The sequence below is a fragment of the Neobacillus rhizophilus genome, from assembly GCF_018343535.1.
Taxonomy (GTDB): Bacteria; Bacillota; Bacilli; order Bacillales; family Cytobacillaceae; genus Neobacillus; species Neobacillus rhizophilus.
The window spans coordinates 548,288-567,352 of the sequence record NZ_JAGYPF010000002.1; the positions used below are offsets into that span (position 1 = coordinate 548,288).

The following is a 19,065-nucleotide window of genomic DNA, read 5'->3' on the forward strand; positions in this document are numbered from 1 at the left end:
TGCTTTTGTCCAATTCCCGAATAATCGCTTCCTTTAATTTTTCACGCCTCCTATTGTTGGAATTTTTTAAAAATTTATTTACATTATAAACACAGTTATTATCATAGTTCAATATTTATTTACTCATTTTTTAAAAAAATAACAATAATTTAATTAGTATTATTAAATTGTGAAAATAAATAAAATAAATAGATTCCTTCATACAGCTTTGCTATATATAGTTAGTTATAAAATTTTATAATTTAATAATTACACTATAATTTTTGATTATTTTTCAAAAATAAAATATAAATTTATCAAATTATGATAAAAGTATTGACGATTATAAATGCATTGTTTGATAATTATGACTATTAAGAAGTTGCTTATGTTAAAAATTTATTTCAACGAGGTGAATGACTTGATATATGCAGATGTGATTGTCGTGGGCGGCGGCCCTACCGGAGTCATGGCAGCCAATATCTTGGGGAGGTATGGCCTGAAAACAATTGTCTTTGACAAATTAAAAGATATTTATCCATTACCGAGAGCAGCCGTGATTGATGATGATATTGCCCGGATCATCCAATTTGCCGGCCTTGAGGAAGACATCCTCAAATTATCCACTGTTTCAAAAGGGTACAAATTTTTAAATCAACAGAATTCGCCCATGTTCGGCTTCAAACGTAACGCAAGCCATACATCCAATGGCTACCCTACCTCGCTCGTCATTAGACAGCCATTGATTGAGGAAGTATTGAGAAGCGGCCTGAAGAAGCATGAGAATATCCTGTTTTATAGTAATCATGAAGTCCTGGACGTGGAAGAACGAAACGATCTTGTAACGGTAAAAGTAAAAGATTTGGCGGCAAAAGAGGAGAAATCGTTTCAGGCAAAATATGTAATCGCTGCAGACGGGGCCCGGAGTAAAGTAAGAGAATGTATCGGAATCGAACGGGAAGATATGAATTTTAACCACCCTTGGTTAATCGTGGACATTAAGGCACCGAAGGAGCTAGATTTGCCGACTATTAATCAGCAATATTGCCACCCATCTCGGGCAGCTACTTGTATTTATCTGGGCAATGATATGTACAGGTGGGAAATTGCCCTCCATGAACACGAAACCCAGAGCACGTATAAAACCGATGAATCGATCAAAGAACTGCTGTCTAATTGGATGAGTACGGAAGACATCACGGTTGATAGAAAAATAATCTATGTGTTTCGCTCCTTGCTGGCGAAGCAGGGCAGAAAAGGACGGATTTTCCTGGCCGGCGATTCCGCTCATCAAATGCCGCCATTTTTAGGCCAAGGGCTTTCATCGGGAATTCGCGATGCCGTGAATATTTGCTGGAAAATTGCCCATATCCTCAAATACGATGTCAATGAATCCATCCTAGATTCCTATGAAAAAGAAAGAATGCCACATGTAGAAAAAATTATGCGCCATGCCGTTCTGCTTGGGGAGATTATTCAAACAAACAACCAAGAAATAGCGGACTTCAGAGATCGTCTATTTAACTATTTAAACAGCATTCCAAATGTGAGAGAAGCATTAAGCAACTTGGTCAAGGCGGCTTCCCCGATTGGTATAGGATTTCATCATCCTACTATCAAAAGCGATGAAACCACCTTGTTCCCGCAAACGACTGTAACACTAGCTGATGGGACTCAAGCTAAATCAGATAATGTCATTGGCGGCAGGTTTGCCCTGATTGTTTCAGCAAATGTTTTAGAGAATAAAATCGAGGAATTAAAGCAAAAATTAGCCGCTCTTCACTTAACTGACTTTTTTGTCTGCCTGCAGGTCGTTACGCAACAGCCGGTCAAGGCTGAGGAAGTCCTGGAGGAAATACCGCATTTTTCAGAGTGGTTCGACAAAAATAGTGTTGACGCAGCCATTGTTCGTCCTGACCGATATGTCTATGCAAAAGGCGCAGCAGAAGTGGCTGGGGATCTATTGGAGGATTTGGCAAAAAGCTTTGGGATTAAGGTAATGAGCTAACATTAAAAAAAGCAATATTGCGGATAGGAGTGGATAGTGTGATTAAAACGATTCAATTAGGGTATGCCGATTTTAACTGTACGAACCTGTCCAGGATGGCGGACTATTATGAAAACGTTATCGGTTTGACGCTTGTCGAAGAAGGCGACCAAGGCGAGAAATATCTTAGCAGCAGCTTAGACCATCATAATATTGTGTTAAGAAGCAGCCGCGAAAGTGAATTATCAACTCTTGGCTTTCAAATTGCAGAAACTGATTCTTTGGAAAATATTCAACAATTCCTTGCCCAGGCCGGAATTCATTCAGAGCTAAAATCTGATTATCAGCCGGGGATACGGAAGTTATTGGAGCTGAACGATCCGGATGGCTACACGATCCACTTATACCACCATATCGACATGCCAGCACCGGGGTATAAGCGTGATTCGATTTCTCCTTTTAAGTTAGGCCATATTGCGTTAGGTTCAAAAAAGCAGCAGGAGTCGGTTGATTTTTATAGAGAAATCTTAGGGTTTCTCGAAACCGATAAAATCGGCAACCGGGCAGCCTTTTTAACCTGTAATTCCGATCACCATGTTTTGAACATTTCAAACTTCGGCCATAAAATCATGCACCATATTGCCTTTCAATTAAAAGATTCGAGTCACCATACGTTAAGTGCCGATTTTCTAGCCAGTAAAAATATTCCGCTTGTCTGGGGACCATTTAGACATACAGCCGGACACAATCTCGCATCCTATCATCAGGACCCGGAGCTGAATTTAATCGAATTGTACACAGAAATGGACCAATATATTCCGGAACTCGGGTATTTTGAACCGCGCCCCTATCATAGTGAGCTGCCATTACGTCCAAGAGAGTGGCCGCGTAATTGCAAATGGTATCCAAAAGTAGAGCGTGACATTATCGACTCTGTTTTACAAAAAGTAGAATTTAATAATCGTTTAGTTTCACAAATACATGATTAATAGATTAGGATGGTGTTAGTAATGAAATTAGTAAGCTATCAAGTTGAGAACCAAAACAAGTTTGGTATTGCGAAGGATAACGGGATTGTTGATTTAACGAAGCGCGTAGATGCTGCAGACTTAAAGTCTTTATTGGCCGCCGATCTAGCGCAGGTCTCGGAGTTCGAAAGTGAGCCTGTGGACTATACATTCGAAGAAGTGACTTTTTTGCCGGTCATTCCGAAGCCTAATAAAATCTTTTGCGCCGGAGTCAACTACGATGATCATCGACGAGAAGTAAATCGCGATAAAACGGAAAAACCGGTGATTTTCTTCCGCCTGGCTGATTCGCAGATTGGCCACAATGAAGCGATTTTGCTGCCACAGGAATCGGATGTACTGGATTATGAAGGCGAAGTGGCAGTCATCATTGGAAAACCAGGCAGACGGATTCCGAAAGAGCAAGCGTATGAACATGTAGCCGGCTATGCTTGTTATAATGATGCCACGATCCGCGACTGGCAGCGCCATACCCACCAATGGGGCCCTGGAAAGAATTTTGAAGGAACGGGAGCTTTTGGGCCATGGATGGTCACTCGCGATGAAATCGAAGACAATGAGATTTTAACGCTTGAAACACGTTTAAATGGCGAAACATTGCAGCATACTACAACCGATTTAATGATTTTTTCCATACCCGAACTGATTCACTACGTCTCCTCCTTCATTACCCTAGTGCCGGGAGACGTCATCGTCACAGGCACACCAGGCGGAGTCGGCTTCAAACGCAACCCGCAAGTCCTAATGAAAGCCGGCGACGTAGTAGAGGTGGAAGTAAGCAAACTCGGAACCCTTCGCAACCAGATCAAAGAAGGGTGAAGCATGGGGACGGTTCTCGTGCCTCATTTCATCACAGTGATGCACGATGAGCATGGGGACGGTTCTTGTGCCTCACCCAATCACAGTGATGCAAGAGAACCGTCCCTCTGCCTCAAGAAAGGAAGAACTAGATGAAAGATACAAGTACATTATCTGAAACAATGAAAGTGATGCAAAGTCATGTTTCCGTTCGGAAGTATTCGGCAGAACCGATTTCGAAAGAACATTTGGTGGAAATCCTTCAGGCTGGACAGAGTGCAGCTTCCTCGCATTTTGTCCAAGCGTATTCGATTATCCGCATCACCGACAAAGACAAAAGGGATCAAATCGCCGAGCTTGCTAAAAATAAGCATATTAGTGACGCTTCCGAATTTTTATTATTTTGCGGGGATTTAAAGCGCTTGGAAGCTGCCGGCCGTAAGCACGGGATTGTGATTGAACATGATAATTTAGAAAATTTTATCGTCGCCACTGTTGATACCGCCCTCATTGCCCAGAATGTTATCACGGCTGCGGAGTCACTTGGTTACGGCGGCTGCTATATCGGCGGCGTCCGGAATAATCCCGGTCCGATCAGCGAGCTGGTTGGTCTTCCAGACAAAGTGTTTCCGCTATTTGGATTATGCTTAGGAGTCCCTGCCGAAAAGAACGAGGTAAAACCACGACTGCCATTAGACGCTATTCTCCATGAAAATGTCTATGACGAGGAAAAATACGAAGGTTTGCTCGATGATTATGATCAAACCATGAGTAACTACTATCAGCAGCGTTCTACTAATAACAAAAATACCAACTGGACTGAATCAATGGCCCACTTCATGCAGGGTAAGAGACGAGTACACATGAAGGAATTTATGGAAGGCAAAGGGTTCCATTTGGAATGATGAATAGGGAAGGTTTTTATAAGGCAATCGGAAGTTTTGCACGGAAAAAGGCACAGCTAGTGGATCATAGCTAGCTGTGCCTTAGTGCAGTTTTGTGAAACATCGAGTTCAAATCCTCAAACAATGATCTTACTATTTAATTAATCGATTCGGATACACCTCTCCCGTCCCCCCTACTTCATATCCCTATTCTTCTCCCAGCTTCCTTCGGTCTCAACCTATGTTTATGTAGTTCTCCCACTCGTTCAATTTGAGCGAGGATGCTGGGAGGGAAGGGGGCTGACCGTCCTGTTTTGGTGCTGATGCCCATGAGCATTTGTTCGCTTGTGGCGAGCTGTTCGCCGTTGGTGTTTTCCATTGTAAAAAATACGTGCAGCCGTTTTGCATCATAATCTAGCAGCTGCAGGGCAATCCGCAGTTCTTGGCCTTTGTGGGCTTCTTTTAGATAGCAGAGATGTGTTTCTAACGTGTAAATGGTGTATTGTTCTTTTTCGCGGAAGTCCGCATCAATCCCTAACTCCATCATCAGCTGGTCGACTGCGATGCTAAACACCTTTGCATAGGCAGAATCCGTCATATGTCCGTTATAATCAATCCAATCCTCATGGACGGTTTCAAGTAAGAGAGGGTTTTTGATTTGCGACATTTGGCTACATCCCCCAGTTCCAGATTAACTTTTTAAAAATTTATAGCTTCCCGTTCAGATTAGCGCCCGGCCAATATTTTTCCAGCAGCTGCTGAAGCTCAATGAGAAAGTGATCCCGCCGTTCCTCGAGCCCAGCGATGGAATGGCCGGCGGTCTGCCGTTCGCACCCGTCAATCACCTGATTGCTCAGCTCCTCCGTCAGTTCGGGTGCGACCAGTTTGGTCCAAGGCAGTTTCAAGGCCGGGCCGAATTGTTCCAGCATATGCCTCATTCCTTGTTCACCGCCGGCGAGATGCAGGGTTAGGAAGGGACCCATTAAGGACCACCGCAATCCAGGGCCGTAGATGATGGCCGCATCGACCTCCTCGGTTGTGGCAATTCCGTCGTTGACAAGGTGCAGAGCTTCACGCCAAATCGCTTCCATTAACCGGTCGGCGACATGACCTTCGATTTCAGCGGAAATGACCAGCGGCTTCATACGAATAGATTGATAGAATTGTTCCGCCTTCGCCAAGACCTCTGGTGCCGTCCGCTTACCGCCCACCAGTTCAACCAATGGAATTAAATAGACGGGATTGAAAGGATGGGCCACGATGATCCGTTCAGACCGGGCGCAGTCTGCCTGCAGGGTGCTAGGCATAAGCCCTGATGTACTCGAGGCAATGATCGCATCCGGTTTTGCATTCAAATCAATTTCCGCCAGCAAACGCCGTTTTAGTTCTTCCCGCTCCGGTGCGTTCTCCTGAATCAAATCGGCGTCAGCCACCGCCTTTGCCAGGTCCGGTTCAAAGCGGAGCCGGTCTTTCGAAGCTCCCGCAGCCAATCCCAGTTTCTCCAAAGCAGGCCAGGCACGCTCGACACTTGCAAGCACCCGCTCCTCTGCACCTGGGGCTGGATCTGTCGCGATGACATCATAGCCCTGCGCTAAAAAACGAGCGATCCAGCCATTGCCGATTACTCCTGTGCCGACGACGGTTACTTGTTTAATAGAATGATTGTGCACTAGATCCCAGCCTTTCTATGAGGATTTTTTAAGCCTAAATGGATTCGGGCCTCTTCAGGTGACATCGGTTCGGCACCAAGCCCTGCCATGATGGTAACGGCACTTTCTATCAATTGGGCATTGGTTCCCAGCACTCCTTTATCCAAATAGAGATTGTCTTCCAATCCGACCCGGACATTGCCGCCCAGGAGCATCGATTGGATCGCCATCGGCATTTGCATGCGGCCGATGCCAAAGGCAGACCAGTGGGCATTGTTCGGAAGTTTATCCCGCATATAAATCATCGTTTCCGCATCGGCCGCTGCTCCCCATGGGATGCCCAGGCAGAATTGGAACATCGGGTCGCCGTCAATCAGACCTTCTTCAATTAATTGCTTGGCAAACAGGAGGTGTCCGGTATCGAAACATTCCAATTCAGGTTTGACTCCGCTTTGCTGAATAAGGCGGGCTTGTTTGCGGAGCCAATTGGTGGTGCTAATGTAAAGCTGGTCACCGAAATTCAAGCTTCCGCAGTCTAATGTACAAAGCTCCGGCAGCAACTTACCAATGGGCTCATGGCGTTCTTCCGGGGTCTGGATGTCTGTTCCAGGTCCCCCGAGGGCCGGGTTCTGTTCGCTTGGAATCCAGTCTCCGCCCCCTCCGGAAGTGAGGTTGAGAATGACGTCGGTTTCTGCTTCACGGACCCGTTCGACCACCTCTTGGAATAATGCCGGGTCATGGCTGATTCCCCCGGTTTTGGGGTCGCGGACATGAATATGGGCGATCGTGGCGCCAGCCTTTGCTGCCTCAATGGCAGATTCGGCGATTTCCTTAGGGGTAACGGGAACATAAGGGCTTTTCTTGACTGTATCTCCTGCGCCAGTGACCGCACAAGTGACGATGACCTTTTTCTGCATATATTTTCCTCCTCAAAAATTTATAAAAAAAAGAAAATGGCTTGGATTCCATTTTCTTTTTTTAGCTAATAGAAGTGTATAAACGCGACTATGCCTCTGTCTTCGAGGTTCGCTATTCGGCAAGTCTTCTTGAACTAGTCTTATGGCTTTGGAACATATTTAAAAATCTCTCCGCTGTCAAAGAATTCTACCAATCGGGCTAACCAATAATAATAATCCAGCCATTCCTTTGTTTCTTTGAGGAGAACATTAATCTTTTGTTCCAACTCTTCATCGATTGTTCCGTGTTCCAGAATGGACTTCAGTTCAGCAGACATCTTTTTTTCAAACATTTTGTTTTTCTGGATTGCTTTTCGCCAGTTGGAGGTGAACAACGAAACGAAGGTTTGATAATAATCCTGCTCAACATTGTATAAGTCTTTGCGGACTCCTTTTTCAAAGACCTTGTCCGCAATATTCAAATCCACCATTTCGCGGACGACTTGGCTCATCCGGGTTTTGCTCATTCCCGTTTCCTCAGATAGTTCATCCAGTGTCATAGGCCTGCGGTTCATATAAATGATGCCTAGCACTCTCCCGACAGTAGCTGAGACCCCGAACGTTTGCATATTATCGGCGATTTTTTCAACAAACTGCTCTTGGATATGATTAATTTTTTCTAATGGTTCTTCATCCAAAGGAATTCACCCTTCCAGTTACCCTATTACGTTGCCACTATATCACATTTTTTGAAAAAAACGAAAAGGGGAATTAGGTTGTAAAAGGGAGGAATTAGGAGGATTTTTAAGAAATACTTGGAAAAACAAACCTAAAAAACTTATAGTCTGTAAATTTGATGTAATTTATAAAATTTATAAACTTTTTATTTTACAAACTTTACTTTATACTAAATTTAGAGAATTTAGATTTTTGCATAAAATATGGAGGTGCTTACTTTGCTTAAATTTGATCATGTTTCAAAAGTGTATAAGGGGGGGAAACGAGCGGTTCATGATCTGAACTTGGAAATTGCCAAGGGAGAATTCATCTGTATTATCGGCCCAAGCGGCTGCGGGAAAACGACGACCATGAAGATGATTAACCGGTTGATCGAACCGACAGAGGGTGCCATTTCTATCAATGGTGTAGACATTATGAAAAGCGACCCGGTGACACTTAGACGAGAAATCGGGTATGTCATTCAGCAGATCGGCTTATTTCCTCACATGACCATTCAAGAAAATATCTCCCTCGTCCTAAAATTATTAAAAGTTCCAGAGAATAAACGCCGCGCTCGTGCCCGGGAATTACTTTCACTTGTCGATATGACACCTGACTATTTAGAACTTTACCCTCATGAACTAAGCGGCGGCCAGCAGCAGCGGATTGGTGTACTGCGCGCATTGGCAGCGGATCAGCCCCTGATTTTAATGGATGAACCATTTGGCGCATTAGACCCGATTACGAGGGAATCCCTCCAGGAAGAATTCAAAAAGCTGCAACGGAAGCTGGAAAAAACGATTGTGTTTGTGACCCATGACATGGATGAGGCGCTGAAATTGGCGGACCGGATTGTCATTATGAAGGACGGTCAGATCGTCCAATGTGATACACCAGATGAAATCCTGCGCAATCCAGCCAATGAATTTGTTGAAGAGTTTATTGGAAAAGACCGTCTTGTCCAGGCAAGACCGAATATCCAAACGGTCGAGCAAATTATGAGCCCAAATCCGATCACGATTACGGGCGACCGTTCTTTATCAGAAGCGATCCAATTAATGAAGCAGCATCGCGTGGATTCCTTGCTTGTCGTGGATGAAATGAAGATTCTGCAAGGGGTTATTGATGTTGAAATTATTGACCAAAAACGGAAAAAGGCGAGTCTGGTACGAGATGTTGTCGAAGCAGAGGTATTCACTGTCGACAAAGAGACGCTTGTTCGTGATACGGTCCGAAAAATCTTAAAAATGGGCATGAAATACGTTCCGGTTGTCGATGACAAACATCGCCTTGTTGGGATTGTCACGAGAGCTAGTTTGGTAGACATTGTCTATGATTCAATCTGGGGCGTGGATGAACTAACAAAAATAGGTTAGGAGGGAGATGACATGGATACCATTTTACAATTTTTGAGTACATACGGCGGTGAAATGCTGTATAAGACGTGGGAGCATTTATATATTTCGGTGGTTGCAGCACTGCTCGGCATTCTCATCGCGGTACCTCTTGGAGTAGCGTTAACGCGATTTCCAAAAGGGGCTGAAGTGGTGATGGGGATATTAGGTATTATTCAAACTTTTCCAAGCTTTGCCATTCTTGCTTTCTTCATTCCTCTTCTAGGTGTCGGAAAAACACCGGCTATCATTGCTTTATTTTTCTATTCAGTCCTACCTATCCTGAGAAACACCTATACGGGAGTGAACGGCGTGCAAAAGAGTCTGCTTGAAGCAGGACGCGGGATGGGTATGACTGGATGGGAACGAATCCGCTACGTAGAGGTGCCGCTGGCGATCCCCGTCATTATGGCAGGTATTCGCTTATCAACGGTTTATTTAATTGGCTGGGCGACCTTAGCTTCGTTTATTGGCGGCGGGGGCCTCGGCGATTACATTTTCAGCGGTCTGAACCTGTATCAGCCTGAATTCATTATTGTCGGTGCGGTTCCTGTTACTTTGTTGGCTTTATTGACCGATCTTCTTTTAGGCAAAGTCGAAGGCTGGGTAACGCCTAAAGGAATGAAAAAGATGAGAGAAGCTGCATAGGAAGGGAGGCACGGATATGTTGAAACGAAATCATTTACTGATTGCCATTGTCATGACGGTGGCGGTTTTGATGAGCGGCTGCGCACTGCCCGGCTTGAGCGGGGCGGCCAACAACACGATTAAGGTAGGAACGATGGGGACATCGGAATCACAGATTATGGGGAATATGGTTCGGCTGATGATTGAACATTATACTGATGCTAAGGTGGAAATGGTCAATAATCTAGGGTCTTCGATTGTCCAGCATCAGGCCATGCTGAATGGCGATATTGATATTTCGGCAACACGCTATACGGGAACGGACCTGGCGGGGGCGCTTGCCATGGACCCGGTCAAAAACCCGAAGGAAGCGCTTACTACTGTTAAACGCGAATTCCAAAAGCGATTTGACCAAACTTGGTTTGATTCGTACGGCTTTGCGAATTCCTATGCGTTTACAGTGACAAGAGCGCTGGCGGAAAAAGAAAACCTGAACACCGTTTCCGAGTTACAACCGTTTGTTTCGGATTTGAAATTAGGTGTCGACAATGCCTGGTTAAAGCGGAAAGGGGACGGCTATGAAGGTTTTGTAAAAGAGTATGGATTTGAATTCGGCAAGACCTTCCCGATGCAGATTGGCTTAGTGTATCAGGCGGCAGCGAACGGGAAAATGGATGTTGTCCTCGCCTATACGACCGATGGGCGCATCAGTGCCTTTGATTTAAAGGTGTTGGAGGATGATAAGCATTTCTTCCCTCCTTATGATACATCACCGGTGGCACGAAACGACGTGTTAAAGGCCCATCCGGAATTAAAGGAGATTCTGCAAAAGCTCGCTGGAAAAATTAGTACCGAAAAGATGCAGGAGCTTAATTATGAAGCTGACGGAAAAATGAAAGAACCGGCAGTTATTGCAAAGGAATTTTTAGAAGAGCACAAGTATTTCGAAGGGGAGGGGTGAGACCATGGAGACGATCAGTAGTATTTTGTATTACTATTCACAAAATGCGGCGTATGTGTGGGTCGAGTTTTACCGGCATTTCCTCATGTCTGCCTATGGCGTTTTATTTGCCGCAATTGTCGCGATCCCGGTAGGCATCTTTATTGCCCGCTACAATAAGCTAAGCACGTGGGTGATTTCGCTTGCTAATATTATCCAAACGATTCCAGCCTTGGCGATGCTGGCTGTGCTCATGCTTGTCATGGGACTTGGAACCAATACGGTCGTATTTTCCTTATTCCTCTATTCGTTATTGCCGATTATAAAAAACACCTACACCGGCATCCGGAACGTCGACCATGCCTTGCTGGAATCGGGAAAAGCGATGGGGATGACCAAGTTTCAGGTTCTCTGGATGGTTGAGCTGCCGCTGGCAATGTCCGTGATTATGGCAGGGCTTAGGACGGCATTGGTCATCACGATCGGGATTGCCACAATCGGAACCTTCATTGGTGCGGGAGGCTTGGGCGACATTATCCTGCGTGGCACGAATGTAACGGACGGAACACCGATTATCCTCGCAGGTGCCATCCCAACCGCGTTGATGGCTGTGATTGCTGATGTGGTGATGGGCTGGCTGGAAAGAAACCTGTCGCCAATTAAAAAGCGAAAAGGCAGTCTGAAGAAAAATATAGCCGAACGTGCTGCTTAGGCTCATCTTTTTGAAGAAGTCCATCCCGATTAAATGCGGGTGGATTTTTTTCTTGATGGGATCTTGGGAAATCGTTTTAGGCTTTTAAGACAGGTGATTATGATTTTGAAGGGGAAAGGATGAAATTTTTAAAAATGAAGATCGAACAGATTGTAGTAGAGAAAAATGTACCTTGTAGAATGCGGGATGGGAGTACGCTTTATGCAGATATCTATCGTCCAAGCCAGGAAGGGAAGTTTCCGGTGCTGTTGACACGGCTTCCCTACAATAAAGATTTGCCGTTCTATTCCCATCGCTATCTGGATACCCATCGTCTGGTGCAGCATGGCTATGTCGTGATTGTCCAGGATGTCAGGGGCCGCTTCAACTCGGAAGGCGAATTTTATCCATTTTTATATGAAGCGGAAGATGGCTATGATACCGTTGAATGGGCCGCGGCTTTGCCCTATTCAAATGGAAAAGTAGGCATGTTTGGGCTGTCGTATTATGGTTATACGCAATTGCTGGCTGCCGCCGAACAGCCGCCGCATTTGGAGGCGATTGTTCCAGCGATGACGTTAAATGACTGGCGGAATAATTCACTGGACAAGGGCGGAAAGTTCCTCGTTGCCTCATCGGAAACATGGGCGCTAGAGTCCGTGGCCCCTGAGTATCTGAGAAGGAAATACGGTGATTCAGCAGAGTATGCAGTGATGATGGAAAAATGGGCAGATACCTATAACCGGATTGAAGAGTGGTATTCGTATAAGCCGATTCAGCAATGGCCGCCGCTGAAGGAGCTTGATGCGGCCGGCTATTTCTTTGACCTTCTGGAAGGAAACGTAACAGAGGAAATGGGCGAGCGGATGAGTATTCTTAACAAGTATAAGCAGATACAAGTCCCTGCCTATCATATTGCCGGTTGGTACGATAATCTTTTGCAGTCTACCTTAAAAAACTTTTCGGAACTGCACAAACAGGGCAGGGGGGTGAATAAATTAATCATTGGGCCGTGGGGGCATGGGGTCTTCAGTTCTGTCATCGGTGAACGGAATTTCGGGCTTCAAGCTTCCGGTGACTGGATTGACGGGCATGAAGATTTGACGGGGCTGCACATTCGCTGGTTTGATTATTGGTTAAAGGGTGAACACACGATTGTAGAGGATGAAGCGCCGATCAAGCTGTTTGTGATGGGGGTCAATGAGTGGCGGGACGAGCAGGAATGGCCGTTGGCCAGGACCACGTATGTTCCCTACTATTTGCATAGCGACGGCAAGGCTAATTCCCGTTTTGGCGATGGGCGCTTGAGTGTGGAATTGCCGACGAAGGACGAACCGAAGGATACGTTTGTTTATGATCCTTCAAACCCGGTCCCGACCAATGGTGGAGGCACCCTGTATGCAGGTGTCCAAACGATGGGTCCTAAGGATCAACGGCAGTTGGAGGAAAGAGGCGATGTACTTGTTTACACCTCTGAGCCGCTGGCAGAAGCGCTTGAAGTGACCGGCCCTGTTAAGGTGATCTTGTGGGCAAAAACGGATGCCGTCGATACGGACTTTACGGCAAAGTTAATCGATGTCTTGCCGGATGGAACGGCATTTAATTTAACAGATGGGATTGTTCGCGCATCCTATCGAAATGGGGAGATTCAGGTTCAGGAATCCTATGAATCTATCAAGGATGAAATTATGCAATACGAGATTGAACTGTGGCCAACCAGCAATGTCTTCCTCCCAGGCCACCAAATCCGAATCGAAATCTCATCCAGCAACTTCCCGCGCTTCGACACAAACCTAAATACCGGACACACCATGATTACCAGCAGCAACTTTAACACGGCAAACCAAACCATCTACCACCAGGAAACCTACCCATCACATGTGGTACTGCCGATCATTAAGTGAAGCATGGGGACGGTTCTAGTGCTTCATTTTCAAAATGGATGAAACAAAGGGACGGTTCTTCTGCCTCATTCAAAGAATGAGGCATGAGAACCGTCCCTATGCATCACTTGACGAAAACTAAATTTAGAAATATCATAATAATATAAACAGTTTTAATAGTTAATGAGAAGCAGTTTCTTAATGGTGAAATTACCCGTTTCATGTAATTTAGGATACCTAGCTTTCCATTGAAAGATAAGATGTTAGTATTCTTATTTTTTATGGGGCTGGGTTTTTTTATTTTCAGTTTAAGGAGGGCCCACGCTCATATGGAAGATAGAAAAATTACGGTTGTTGGTGCGGGAACGATGGGCAGGGGGATTGCTCAATTACTTGCGCAACATTATGTAAACGTTCACATGGTAGAACAGAATCAGACAATCCTGGGCGAAGCGAAGGAGAAAATCAGGGGTCAGTATGAAATTTTAAGAGAATATGAGTTTATCACTGAACATGAAATGAATGAGGCACTCGGCCGGATCTCACTTTCAGACAGCCTTCAAGATGCGCAAAACTCCTGGATGGTGATTGAGGCCATTCCGGAAGTCTTGGAGTTAAAGCAAACTCTCTTTCAAACGCTGGAAGAGTTTTGCGGTCCAGCGACAATTTTTGCAACGAACACTTCGGGGTTATCGATTAATCAAATCAGCGTACAGCTAATGCACCGTGAGCGCTTCATCGGCACGCATTTTTTCATGCCGGCGGCGATTATTCCGTTAGTGGAAGTCATTCGCGGGGACGAGACTTCGAATCAAGTCTGTGATGAAGTCATGCAATTTTTCAAAAAAATCCATAAAGAACCTGTCTTAATCCAAAAAGACATTCCGGGCTTCATCGGCAACCGAATTCAGCATGCGATGGCGCGGGAGGCGATATCGCTGCTGGAGGAAGGGATTGCGACTGCGGAGGAAATCGATACGGTTGTCCGCTGGAGTCTTGGTGTCCGGCTACTCTTCACCGGTCCACTCGAGCAGCGAGACCTGAACGGCTTGGACGTCCACCACCATATTGCTTCCTACCTCTATAAGGATTTGGAAAACAGGACCGAACCTTCCCGCCTGCTTTCGGAAAAAGTCCAAAATGGCGAGCTCGGAACAAAAACAGGCAAAGGGTTTTATGATTGGGACAAGGACTCCCAGGCGGCCGCCCTTCAGATGAAAAATGCCCAGCTGCTTCAGTTGATGAAATGGATCCGGAAGTAGAGCGGCCCTAATTATTTTAGGCCGCTTTCGCAAATATTGTTGCTTCTTTCTATAGAATTGACGTAGAAAAGAGCAAAATTACACCTATTTCGTGGTGATTTCAGATTTTATTTGCGAATCCAGCACCTTTATTTGCGATTATACGAGTTTTATTTGCGAACTCAGCAACATTTATTTGCGACTTTACAGGTTTTATTTGCGAATCCATCACTTTTTATTTGCGATTTTACGAGTTTTATTTGCGAACTCAACCCTTTTATTTGCGATCCCTTAATAGCAACAATATTTTAGAAAAGAGCCTTTTTTTAAAAAAACTACCAGAGGTGCATAAAGATGAAAACAGTAGATTTATCAGTATTGTTATATGACGGTTTAGTTTCTTTTCCATCCCATCCTAAAGTCGTGTTTATGGACCATATCACGCACGATTTTTCCAAACCAAGATATACGGCGCCTTGTGAAGGCTATGCTAGCAAGATTTTCATGATGTCCGACCATAGCGGGACGCACATGGATGCTCCCTATCATTTTTTCAAAGATGGTTTAACGATCGAGCAGATTCCGATTGATGCGACGATGGGGGACGCTGTTTTAATTGATTGTTCGGATAAAAATCCTGCAGAACCGGTAACGCGGGAAATGGTAGAAGCGGTGGTTGAGAGGGACCAGCTTGAAATTAAAGAGAATAGCATTGTTCTGTTCCGCTGCTGGGACGGGGAGTGGAATGCCGAAGGCTTCCATGAGTGCAAATCCCTTGCTCCTTCAGTCGGGGATTGGGTTGTCGAAAATAAAATTAAAGCAATCGGCCTGGACCTGCCAAATGCTGATATCAATGAAAATATGCAAAGGGATGTCCACCTGGCCCTGCTGAGCAGAAATATATTAATTATGGAAAATATCGTCAATCTCGAAAAACTTTCCAAAAAACATTTCTATTTTATTGGAACTCCTTTGAATTTAAAGGGGTTAACAGGTTCTCCGATCAGGGCGATTGCGGTGGAAGAGTGGTAAATATTTTTTTAGAAAAATAAATCCAGGAAGGGTGAGAAAAATTGAAAGCAGTTGTCAAAGCCACAAGAGACCACGGCGTAGAAGTAAAAGACGTTGAAACTCCTAATCTGAAAGATAACGAAGTGCTAGTAAAGGTCGAGGCCGTTAGCATTTGCGGGAGTGACCTGCACATGTACGAGGGGATGCGCGCCTATGAGTGGGTGGCGACGCCCGTCATTCTCGGCCATGAATTTGCTGGAAGAGTCGTTGGCGTGAACAATCCCGAACATGAGCACCTGTTGGACAGCCGGGTCATCATCAATCCATATGTGGCCTGCGGCGAATGTGCGAATTGCCAGCGGGGCAGAACGAATCTTTGTGATCACGGCAAAGGCGCGATGGATAAGGTGCCGGCGAAATCCCTGCAATATGGTTTCCGGCAAAATGGCGGAATGGCCGAATACGCAGCGATTCATTATAAAAACGTCCTGCCGATTCCGGAAACAATGCCGATTGAGGTGGCCGGCATGCTCGAGGCGCTTGGCATTGGCGTTCGTGCGCTTGAACGCGCTGACATTCTGCCGGGTGACACGGCTGTTGTTATCGGACCGGGTCCTATCGGTCTGTCCCTAATCGCATCCTTATCCAGCCTCGGCTTGAAAAAGCTGATTGTAACAGGCTTGTCTATCGATGAAGAAAGACTGCAGCTGGCCAACGAATTAGGTGCAACGGATATTGTGTATGCCGACCAGGTTAACGATGTTGAGGCCATCTCCGAGCTGACAAATGGCCAGGGCGTCGACCATGTGTTTGAAACAAGCGGCTTCCATCAATCAATGGTGTCTGGGGTCAGAATGTGCACAAAAGGCGGCGAACTGTTGTTGGTTGGCATTTCCGCTAAGGAAACTGTGCTGCCATCAAATGAAATTGTCCGTGGCGAAGTAACGGTCAAAGGGGTATACGGCGTAACCGAGCAAACCTTGAAGCGAACCATCGCCATGGCGGCATCCGGAAAATTCCCGTATCTGAAGCTGGTTTCCCATGTCCTTCCGCTAGAAAAAGCCGTTGAAGGCTTCGAAGTCGGCATCCAAAAACAAGGGGTCAAAGTGATCTTAAAACCATAATGAGGCGTGGGGACGGTTCTCGTGCCTCAGTTCATTTCCTTCCGTTTGCAAGAACAGGAACCGTTCCCTTGCTCAAAATGATGCATAAGAACCGTCCCTATGCCTCACCCATGCCTCACATTTGGTATAATAAGAGTAAAATTAAGGGAGGGTCCAACTTGAATTCACAACATGAGATGAATACGGTGTTAGTGACTGCCTATGCGAAGGCGCCGACAGGAAGTGCGATGTACGAGATTTATAAGCATGCAGGAATTGTTCTGGAAATTGATCCGACCAACCATTCCATTGTGGACGTTGAGTTTACGTTTATTACCGATTTGGCCAAGGACTTTATCAAGCGGCTTGTGATCGGCTACAATTTGTCGAATGGTGTAGACGAGCTTGTCAAACGGATTGAAGAGCATTACTTTGCACCTTCGGTTAATTCCGTGATTGTCGCGTTAAAAGCTGCTCATAAAAGGTATTTTGAAAAAATAAATCAATTGGAAAATAAAAAATAATTTGACAACTAAACGAAGGATATATTATAGTTTTTTTATAAAATAAATACCTTTCGAAAAGCGTCTTCTTAACGCTGGAATTACCCATTCCACCTTAAATTAAGAATACCCAGCTTTTCCAAAAGACAATAGGGAACCCTTGTGTTTTCTTATTCCTTTTGGCACAGCTGGGTATTTTTATTGGCTTTATGGAGGTGACCCGGCAGCACTGAACACACGTTACCCATTATTTGTTAATGAGGAAACCTTTTCGGTTCCTTTACAATAATGATAGAAGCTTTACCGAAGGGGATTTTTTTTCAAATGAAATGAAAGCGTTAACCTTAAACTATTTTTCTAAAACAACAAGGGGGCGAAAGCATGGAGAAAATTACTGGTTTTTTCACGAATCTGATGAGGAAGTATCTTCCCGATCCATTCGTGTTTGCGATTGGATTGACCATTTTGACGCTGATCTTGGCCGTTCTTGTCGAAGGACAGGGATTCGTGGCTGCTACAACCAGCTGGGGAGCAGGTTTCTGGAATCTGTTATCTTTTACGACCCAGATGGCTGTCATCCTGGCGATGGGCTATGTGCTGGCAAAGGCGCCGATTATTGACCGGTTCTTAAACAAAATTGTTTCACTCGTTCATACTCCTCGAATGGCCATTATCGTTGCAACATTGGTTGGGGGAATCGGCAGTTACTTGAACTGGGGCTTTGGTTTGGTAATTGGGGGAATCATCGCCAAGAAACTCGCTTTAAAGGTTAAAGGGGTTCACTACCCGCTGATTATCGCAGCAGCGTACAGCGGATTTACGTTATACGGATTAGGTCTTTCTGCTAGTATTCCAGTGTTGATTTCAACACCTGGCCACCCGATGGAAAAAGCAATGGGCGTCGTGCCGCTATCGGAGACCATTTTTTCAATACCAATGCTAGTTACCAGCTTGATCGTGATCATCACTCTTCCTTTATTAAACGCTTGGCTGCATCCGAAGAAGAAAGAAAATGTCATTGAAATCAATCCTGAGATTGAAGCGCGTGAACAGGTGGCAGCAGCAACTGCCCTGGGTAATGAAGAAGTGACGTTTGCAACCAAGTTAAACAACAGCCGTTTGCTTTCACTGGCAATTGGAATTATCGGTATCATTTATGTCGTGTCCTTCTTTTCAAAGGGTGGCAAATTAGATTTAAACATGATCAACTTTATTATTCTTTTCCTTGGCATTATCCTTTTAGGAACTCCAGCAAACTATGTTTCTAGTTTAAATGACGGAATTAAGACGATTTCCGGCATCATCCTGCAATATCCGTTCTATGCCGGGATCATGGCGATTATGGCAGGGTCTGGTTTGGTGGATACCATTGCCCACTGGTTTGTGCAATTCTCTTCAGCCCATACACTGCCATTCTGGGGACTGGTCAGCTCGTTCGTGATCAACTTCTTTGCTCCATCTGCCGGCGGACACTGGGTCGTTCAAGGGCCATTCATGATCGATGCGGCGAAGGAATTGCACGCATCCATCGCCCATACGTCCATGTCCGTTATGCTCGGAAATGCCTGGAACGATTTAGTCCAGCCGTTTTGGATCTTGCCGGCGCTGGCTCTATCAAATCTTAAGTTAAAAGACGTTATGGGTTACACCGTTGTCATGATGTTCTGGGTTGGGATTATCTATTGTGGTGCTGTTCTACTTTGGGGATTCTTTGGGTAAAAATAAAATAGT

Annotated in this window: 18 protein-coding genes; 14 read left to right on the forward strand and 4 right to left on the reverse strand. The window is 45.2% G+C overall.

What is annotated here, in order from left to right; genetic code table 11:
- The first annotated feature begins 367 nt into the window (after positions 1 to 367).
- The 4 genes from KHA99_RS10525 (at position 368) to nfsA (ending at position 4,697) form a co-directional block, all read left to right on the forward strand.
- Positions 368 to 1,987 (forward strand): bifunctional 3-(3-hydroxy-phenyl)propionate/3-hydroxycinnamic acid hydroxylase, encoded by a 1,620-nt coding sequence (locus tag KHA99_RS10525; protein WP_213117401.1) that lies wholly within the window; start codon positions 368 to 370, stop codon positions 1,985 to 1,987.
- 38 nt (positions 1,988 to 2,025) lie between these two features.
- Positions 2,026 to 2,955, forward strand: a complete 930-nt coding sequence (locus KHA99_RS10530) for a VOC family protein (protein WP_213117402.1) — start codon at positions 2,026 to 2,028, stop codon at positions 2,953 to 2,955.
- Positions 2,956 to 2,976: 21 nt separating this feature from the next.
- Positions 2,977 to 3,813: a fumarylacetoacetate hydrolase family protein gene (locus KHA99_RS10535; RefSeq protein WP_213117403.1), complete on the forward strand. Its 837-nt coding sequence runs from the start codon at positions 2,977 to 2,979 to the stop codon at positions 3,811 to 3,813.
- Between the two features lie 131 nt (positions 3,814 to 3,944).
- Positions 3,945 to 4,697: an oxygen-insensitive NADPH nitroreductase gene (gene nfsA, locus KHA99_RS10540; RefSeq protein ID WP_213117404.1), complete on the forward strand. Its 753-nt coding sequence runs from the start codon at positions 3,945 to 3,947 to the stop codon at positions 4,695 to 4,697.
- 178 nt (positions 4,698 to 4,875) lie between these two features.
- Here nfsA and KHA99_RS10545 read toward each other — a convergent pair whose 3' ends face one another.
- The 4 genes from KHA99_RS10545 to KHA99_RS10560 form a co-directional block, all read right to left on the reverse strand.
- On the reverse strand, positions 4,876 to 5,343 hold the full coding sequence (locus tag KHA99_RS10545) for a thioesterase family protein (protein ID WP_213117405.1): 468 nt from the start codon (positions 5,341 to 5,343) through the stop codon (positions 4,876 to 4,878).
- Between the two features lie 40 nt (positions 5,344 to 5,383).
- Positions 5,384 to 6,346 (reverse strand): L-carnitine dehydrogenase, encoded by a 963-nt coding sequence (locus KHA99_RS10550; RefSeq protein WP_213117406.1) that lies wholly within the window; start codon positions 6,344 to 6,346, stop codon positions 5,384 to 5,386.
- Positions 6,346 to 7,242, reverse strand: a complete 897-nt coding sequence (locus tag KHA99_RS10555) for a beta-keto acid cleavage family enzyme (RefSeq protein ID WP_213117407.1) — start codon at positions 7,240 to 7,242, stop codon at positions 6,346 to 6,348. The genes KHA99_RS10550 and KHA99_RS10555 overlap by 1 nt, the downstream gene beginning before the upstream one ends.
- A gap of 140 nt (positions 7,243 to 7,382) precedes the next feature.
- Positions 7,383 to 7,919: a GbsR/MarR family transcriptional regulator gene (locus tag KHA99_RS10560; RefSeq protein WP_213117408.1), complete on the reverse strand. Its 537-nt coding sequence runs from the start codon at positions 7,917 to 7,919 to the stop codon at positions 7,383 to 7,385.
- A gap of 258 nt (positions 7,920 to 8,177) precedes the next feature.
- On the opposite strand from KHA99_RS10560, the gene KHA99_RS10565 reads away from it, so the two are divergent.
- From KHA99_RS10565 to KHA99_RS10610, 10 genes are all read left to right on the forward strand, one after another.
- On the forward strand, positions 8,178 to 9,317 hold the full coding sequence (locus KHA99_RS10565) for a betaine/proline/choline family ABC transporter ATP-binding protein (protein WP_213117409.1): 1,140 nt from the start codon (positions 8,178 to 8,180) through the stop codon (positions 9,315 to 9,317).
- A 12-nt stretch (positions 9,318 to 9,329) separates the two neighbouring features.
- A complete protein-coding gene (locus KHA99_RS10570) occupies positions 9,330 to 9,983 on the forward strand; it encodes an ABC transporter permease (RefSeq protein WP_213117410.1) in 654 nt (217 codons plus the stop codon).
- Between the two features lie 16 nt (positions 9,984 to 9,999).
- Positions 10,000 to 10,923: an osmoprotectant ABC transporter substrate-binding protein gene (locus KHA99_RS10575; protein WP_213117411.1), complete on the forward strand. Its 924-nt coding sequence runs from the start codon at positions 10,000 to 10,002 to the stop codon at positions 10,921 to 10,923.
- A 4-nt stretch (positions 10,924 to 10,927) separates the two neighbouring features.
- Positions 10,928 to 11,614 (forward strand): ABC transporter permease, encoded by a 687-nt coding sequence (locus tag KHA99_RS10580; RefSeq protein ID WP_213117412.1) that lies wholly within the window; start codon positions 10,928 to 10,930, stop codon positions 11,612 to 11,614.
- A gap of 134 nt (positions 11,615 to 11,748) precedes the next feature.
- On the forward strand, positions 11,749 to 13,497 hold the full coding sequence (locus tag KHA99_RS10585) for a CocE/NonD family hydrolase (protein ID WP_213117979.1): 1,749 nt from the start codon (positions 11,749 to 11,751) through the stop codon (positions 13,495 to 13,497).
- Positions 13,498 to 13,805: 308 nt separating this feature from the next.
- A complete protein-coding gene (locus KHA99_RS10590) occupies positions 13,806 to 14,738 on the forward strand; it encodes a 3-hydroxyacyl-CoA dehydrogenase NAD-binding domain-containing protein (RefSeq protein WP_213117413.1) in 933 nt (310 codons plus the stop codon).
- A 333-nt stretch (positions 14,739 to 15,071) separates the two neighbouring features.
- Positions 15,072 to 15,749 (forward strand): cyclase family protein, encoded by a 678-nt coding sequence (locus KHA99_RS10595; RefSeq protein WP_213117414.1) that lies wholly within the window; start codon positions 15,072 to 15,074, stop codon positions 15,747 to 15,749.
- A 41-nt stretch (positions 15,750 to 15,790) separates the two neighbouring features.
- On the forward strand, positions 15,791 to 16,852 hold the full coding sequence (locus KHA99_RS10600; RefSeq protein ID WP_213117415.1) for a zinc-dependent alcohol dehydrogenase: 1,062 nt from the start codon (positions 15,791 to 15,793) through the stop codon (positions 16,850 to 16,852).
- A gap of 158 nt (positions 16,853 to 17,010) precedes the next feature.
- Positions 17,011 to 17,355: a DUF3870 domain-containing protein gene (locus KHA99_RS10605; protein WP_249366589.1), complete on the forward strand. Its 345-nt coding sequence runs from the start codon at positions 17,011 to 17,013 to the stop codon at positions 17,353 to 17,355.
- Between the two features lie 360 nt (positions 17,356 to 17,715).
- Positions 17,716 to 19,053, forward strand: a complete 1,338-nt coding sequence (locus tag KHA99_RS10610) for a short-chain fatty acid transporter (RefSeq protein WP_213117416.1) — start codon at positions 17,716 to 17,718, stop codon at positions 19,051 to 19,053.
- The last annotated feature ends 12 nt before the right edge of the window (positions 19,054 to 19,065 follow it).

What these genes read in the sequence shown, in the direction of transcription:
- KHA99_RS10580 (WP_213117412.1), top strand. Translation starts at nt 10,928, where the DNA reads ATGGAGACGATCAGTAGTATTTTGTATTACTATTCACAAAATGCGGCG.
- KHA99_RS10590 (WP_213117413.1), top strand. Translation starts at nt 13,806, where the DNA reads ATGGAAGATAGAAAAATTACGGTTGTTGGTGCGGGAACGATGGGCAGG.
- KHA99_RS10575 (WP_213117411.1), top strand. Translation starts at nt 10,000, where the DNA reads ATGTTGAAACGAAATCATTTACTGATTGCCATTGTCATGACGGTGGCG.
- KHA99_RS10595 (WP_213117414.1), top strand. Translation starts at nt 15,072, where the DNA reads ATGAAAACAGTAGATTTATCAGTATTGTTATATGACGGTTTAGTTTCT.
- KHA99_RS10555 (WP_213117407.1), bottom strand. Translation starts at nt 7,242, where the DNA reads ATGCAGAAAAAGGTCATCGTCACTTGTGCGGTCACTGGCGCAGGAGAT.
- KHA99_RS10525 (WP_213117401.1), top strand. Translation starts at nt 368, where the DNA reads ATGTTAAAAATTTATTTCAACGAGGTGAATGACTTGATATATGCAGAT.
- KHA99_RS10545 (WP_213117405.1), bottom strand. Translation starts at nt 5,343, where the DNA reads ATGTCGCAAATCAAAAACCCTCTCTTACTTGAAACCGTCCATGAGGAT.
- KHA99_RS10535 (WP_213117403.1), top strand. Translation starts at nt 2,977, where the DNA reads ATGAAATTAGTAAGCTATCAAGTTGAGAACCAAAACAAGTTTGGTATT.
- KHA99_RS10610 (WP_213117416.1), top strand. Translation starts at nt 17,716, where the DNA reads ATGGAGAAAATTACTGGTTTTTTCACGAATCTGATGAGGAAGTATCTT.
- KHA99_RS10585 (WP_213117979.1), top strand. Translation starts at nt 11,749, where the DNA reads ATGAAGATCGAACAGATTGTAGTAGAGAAAAATGTACCTTGTAGAATG.
- nfsA (WP_213117404.1), top strand. Translation starts at nt 3,945, where the DNA reads ATGAAAGATACAAGTACATTATCTGAAACAATGAAAGTGATGCAAAGT.
- KHA99_RS10570 (WP_213117410.1), top strand. Translation starts at nt 9,330, where the DNA reads ATGGATACCATTTTACAATTTTTGAGTACATACGGCGGTGAAATGCTG.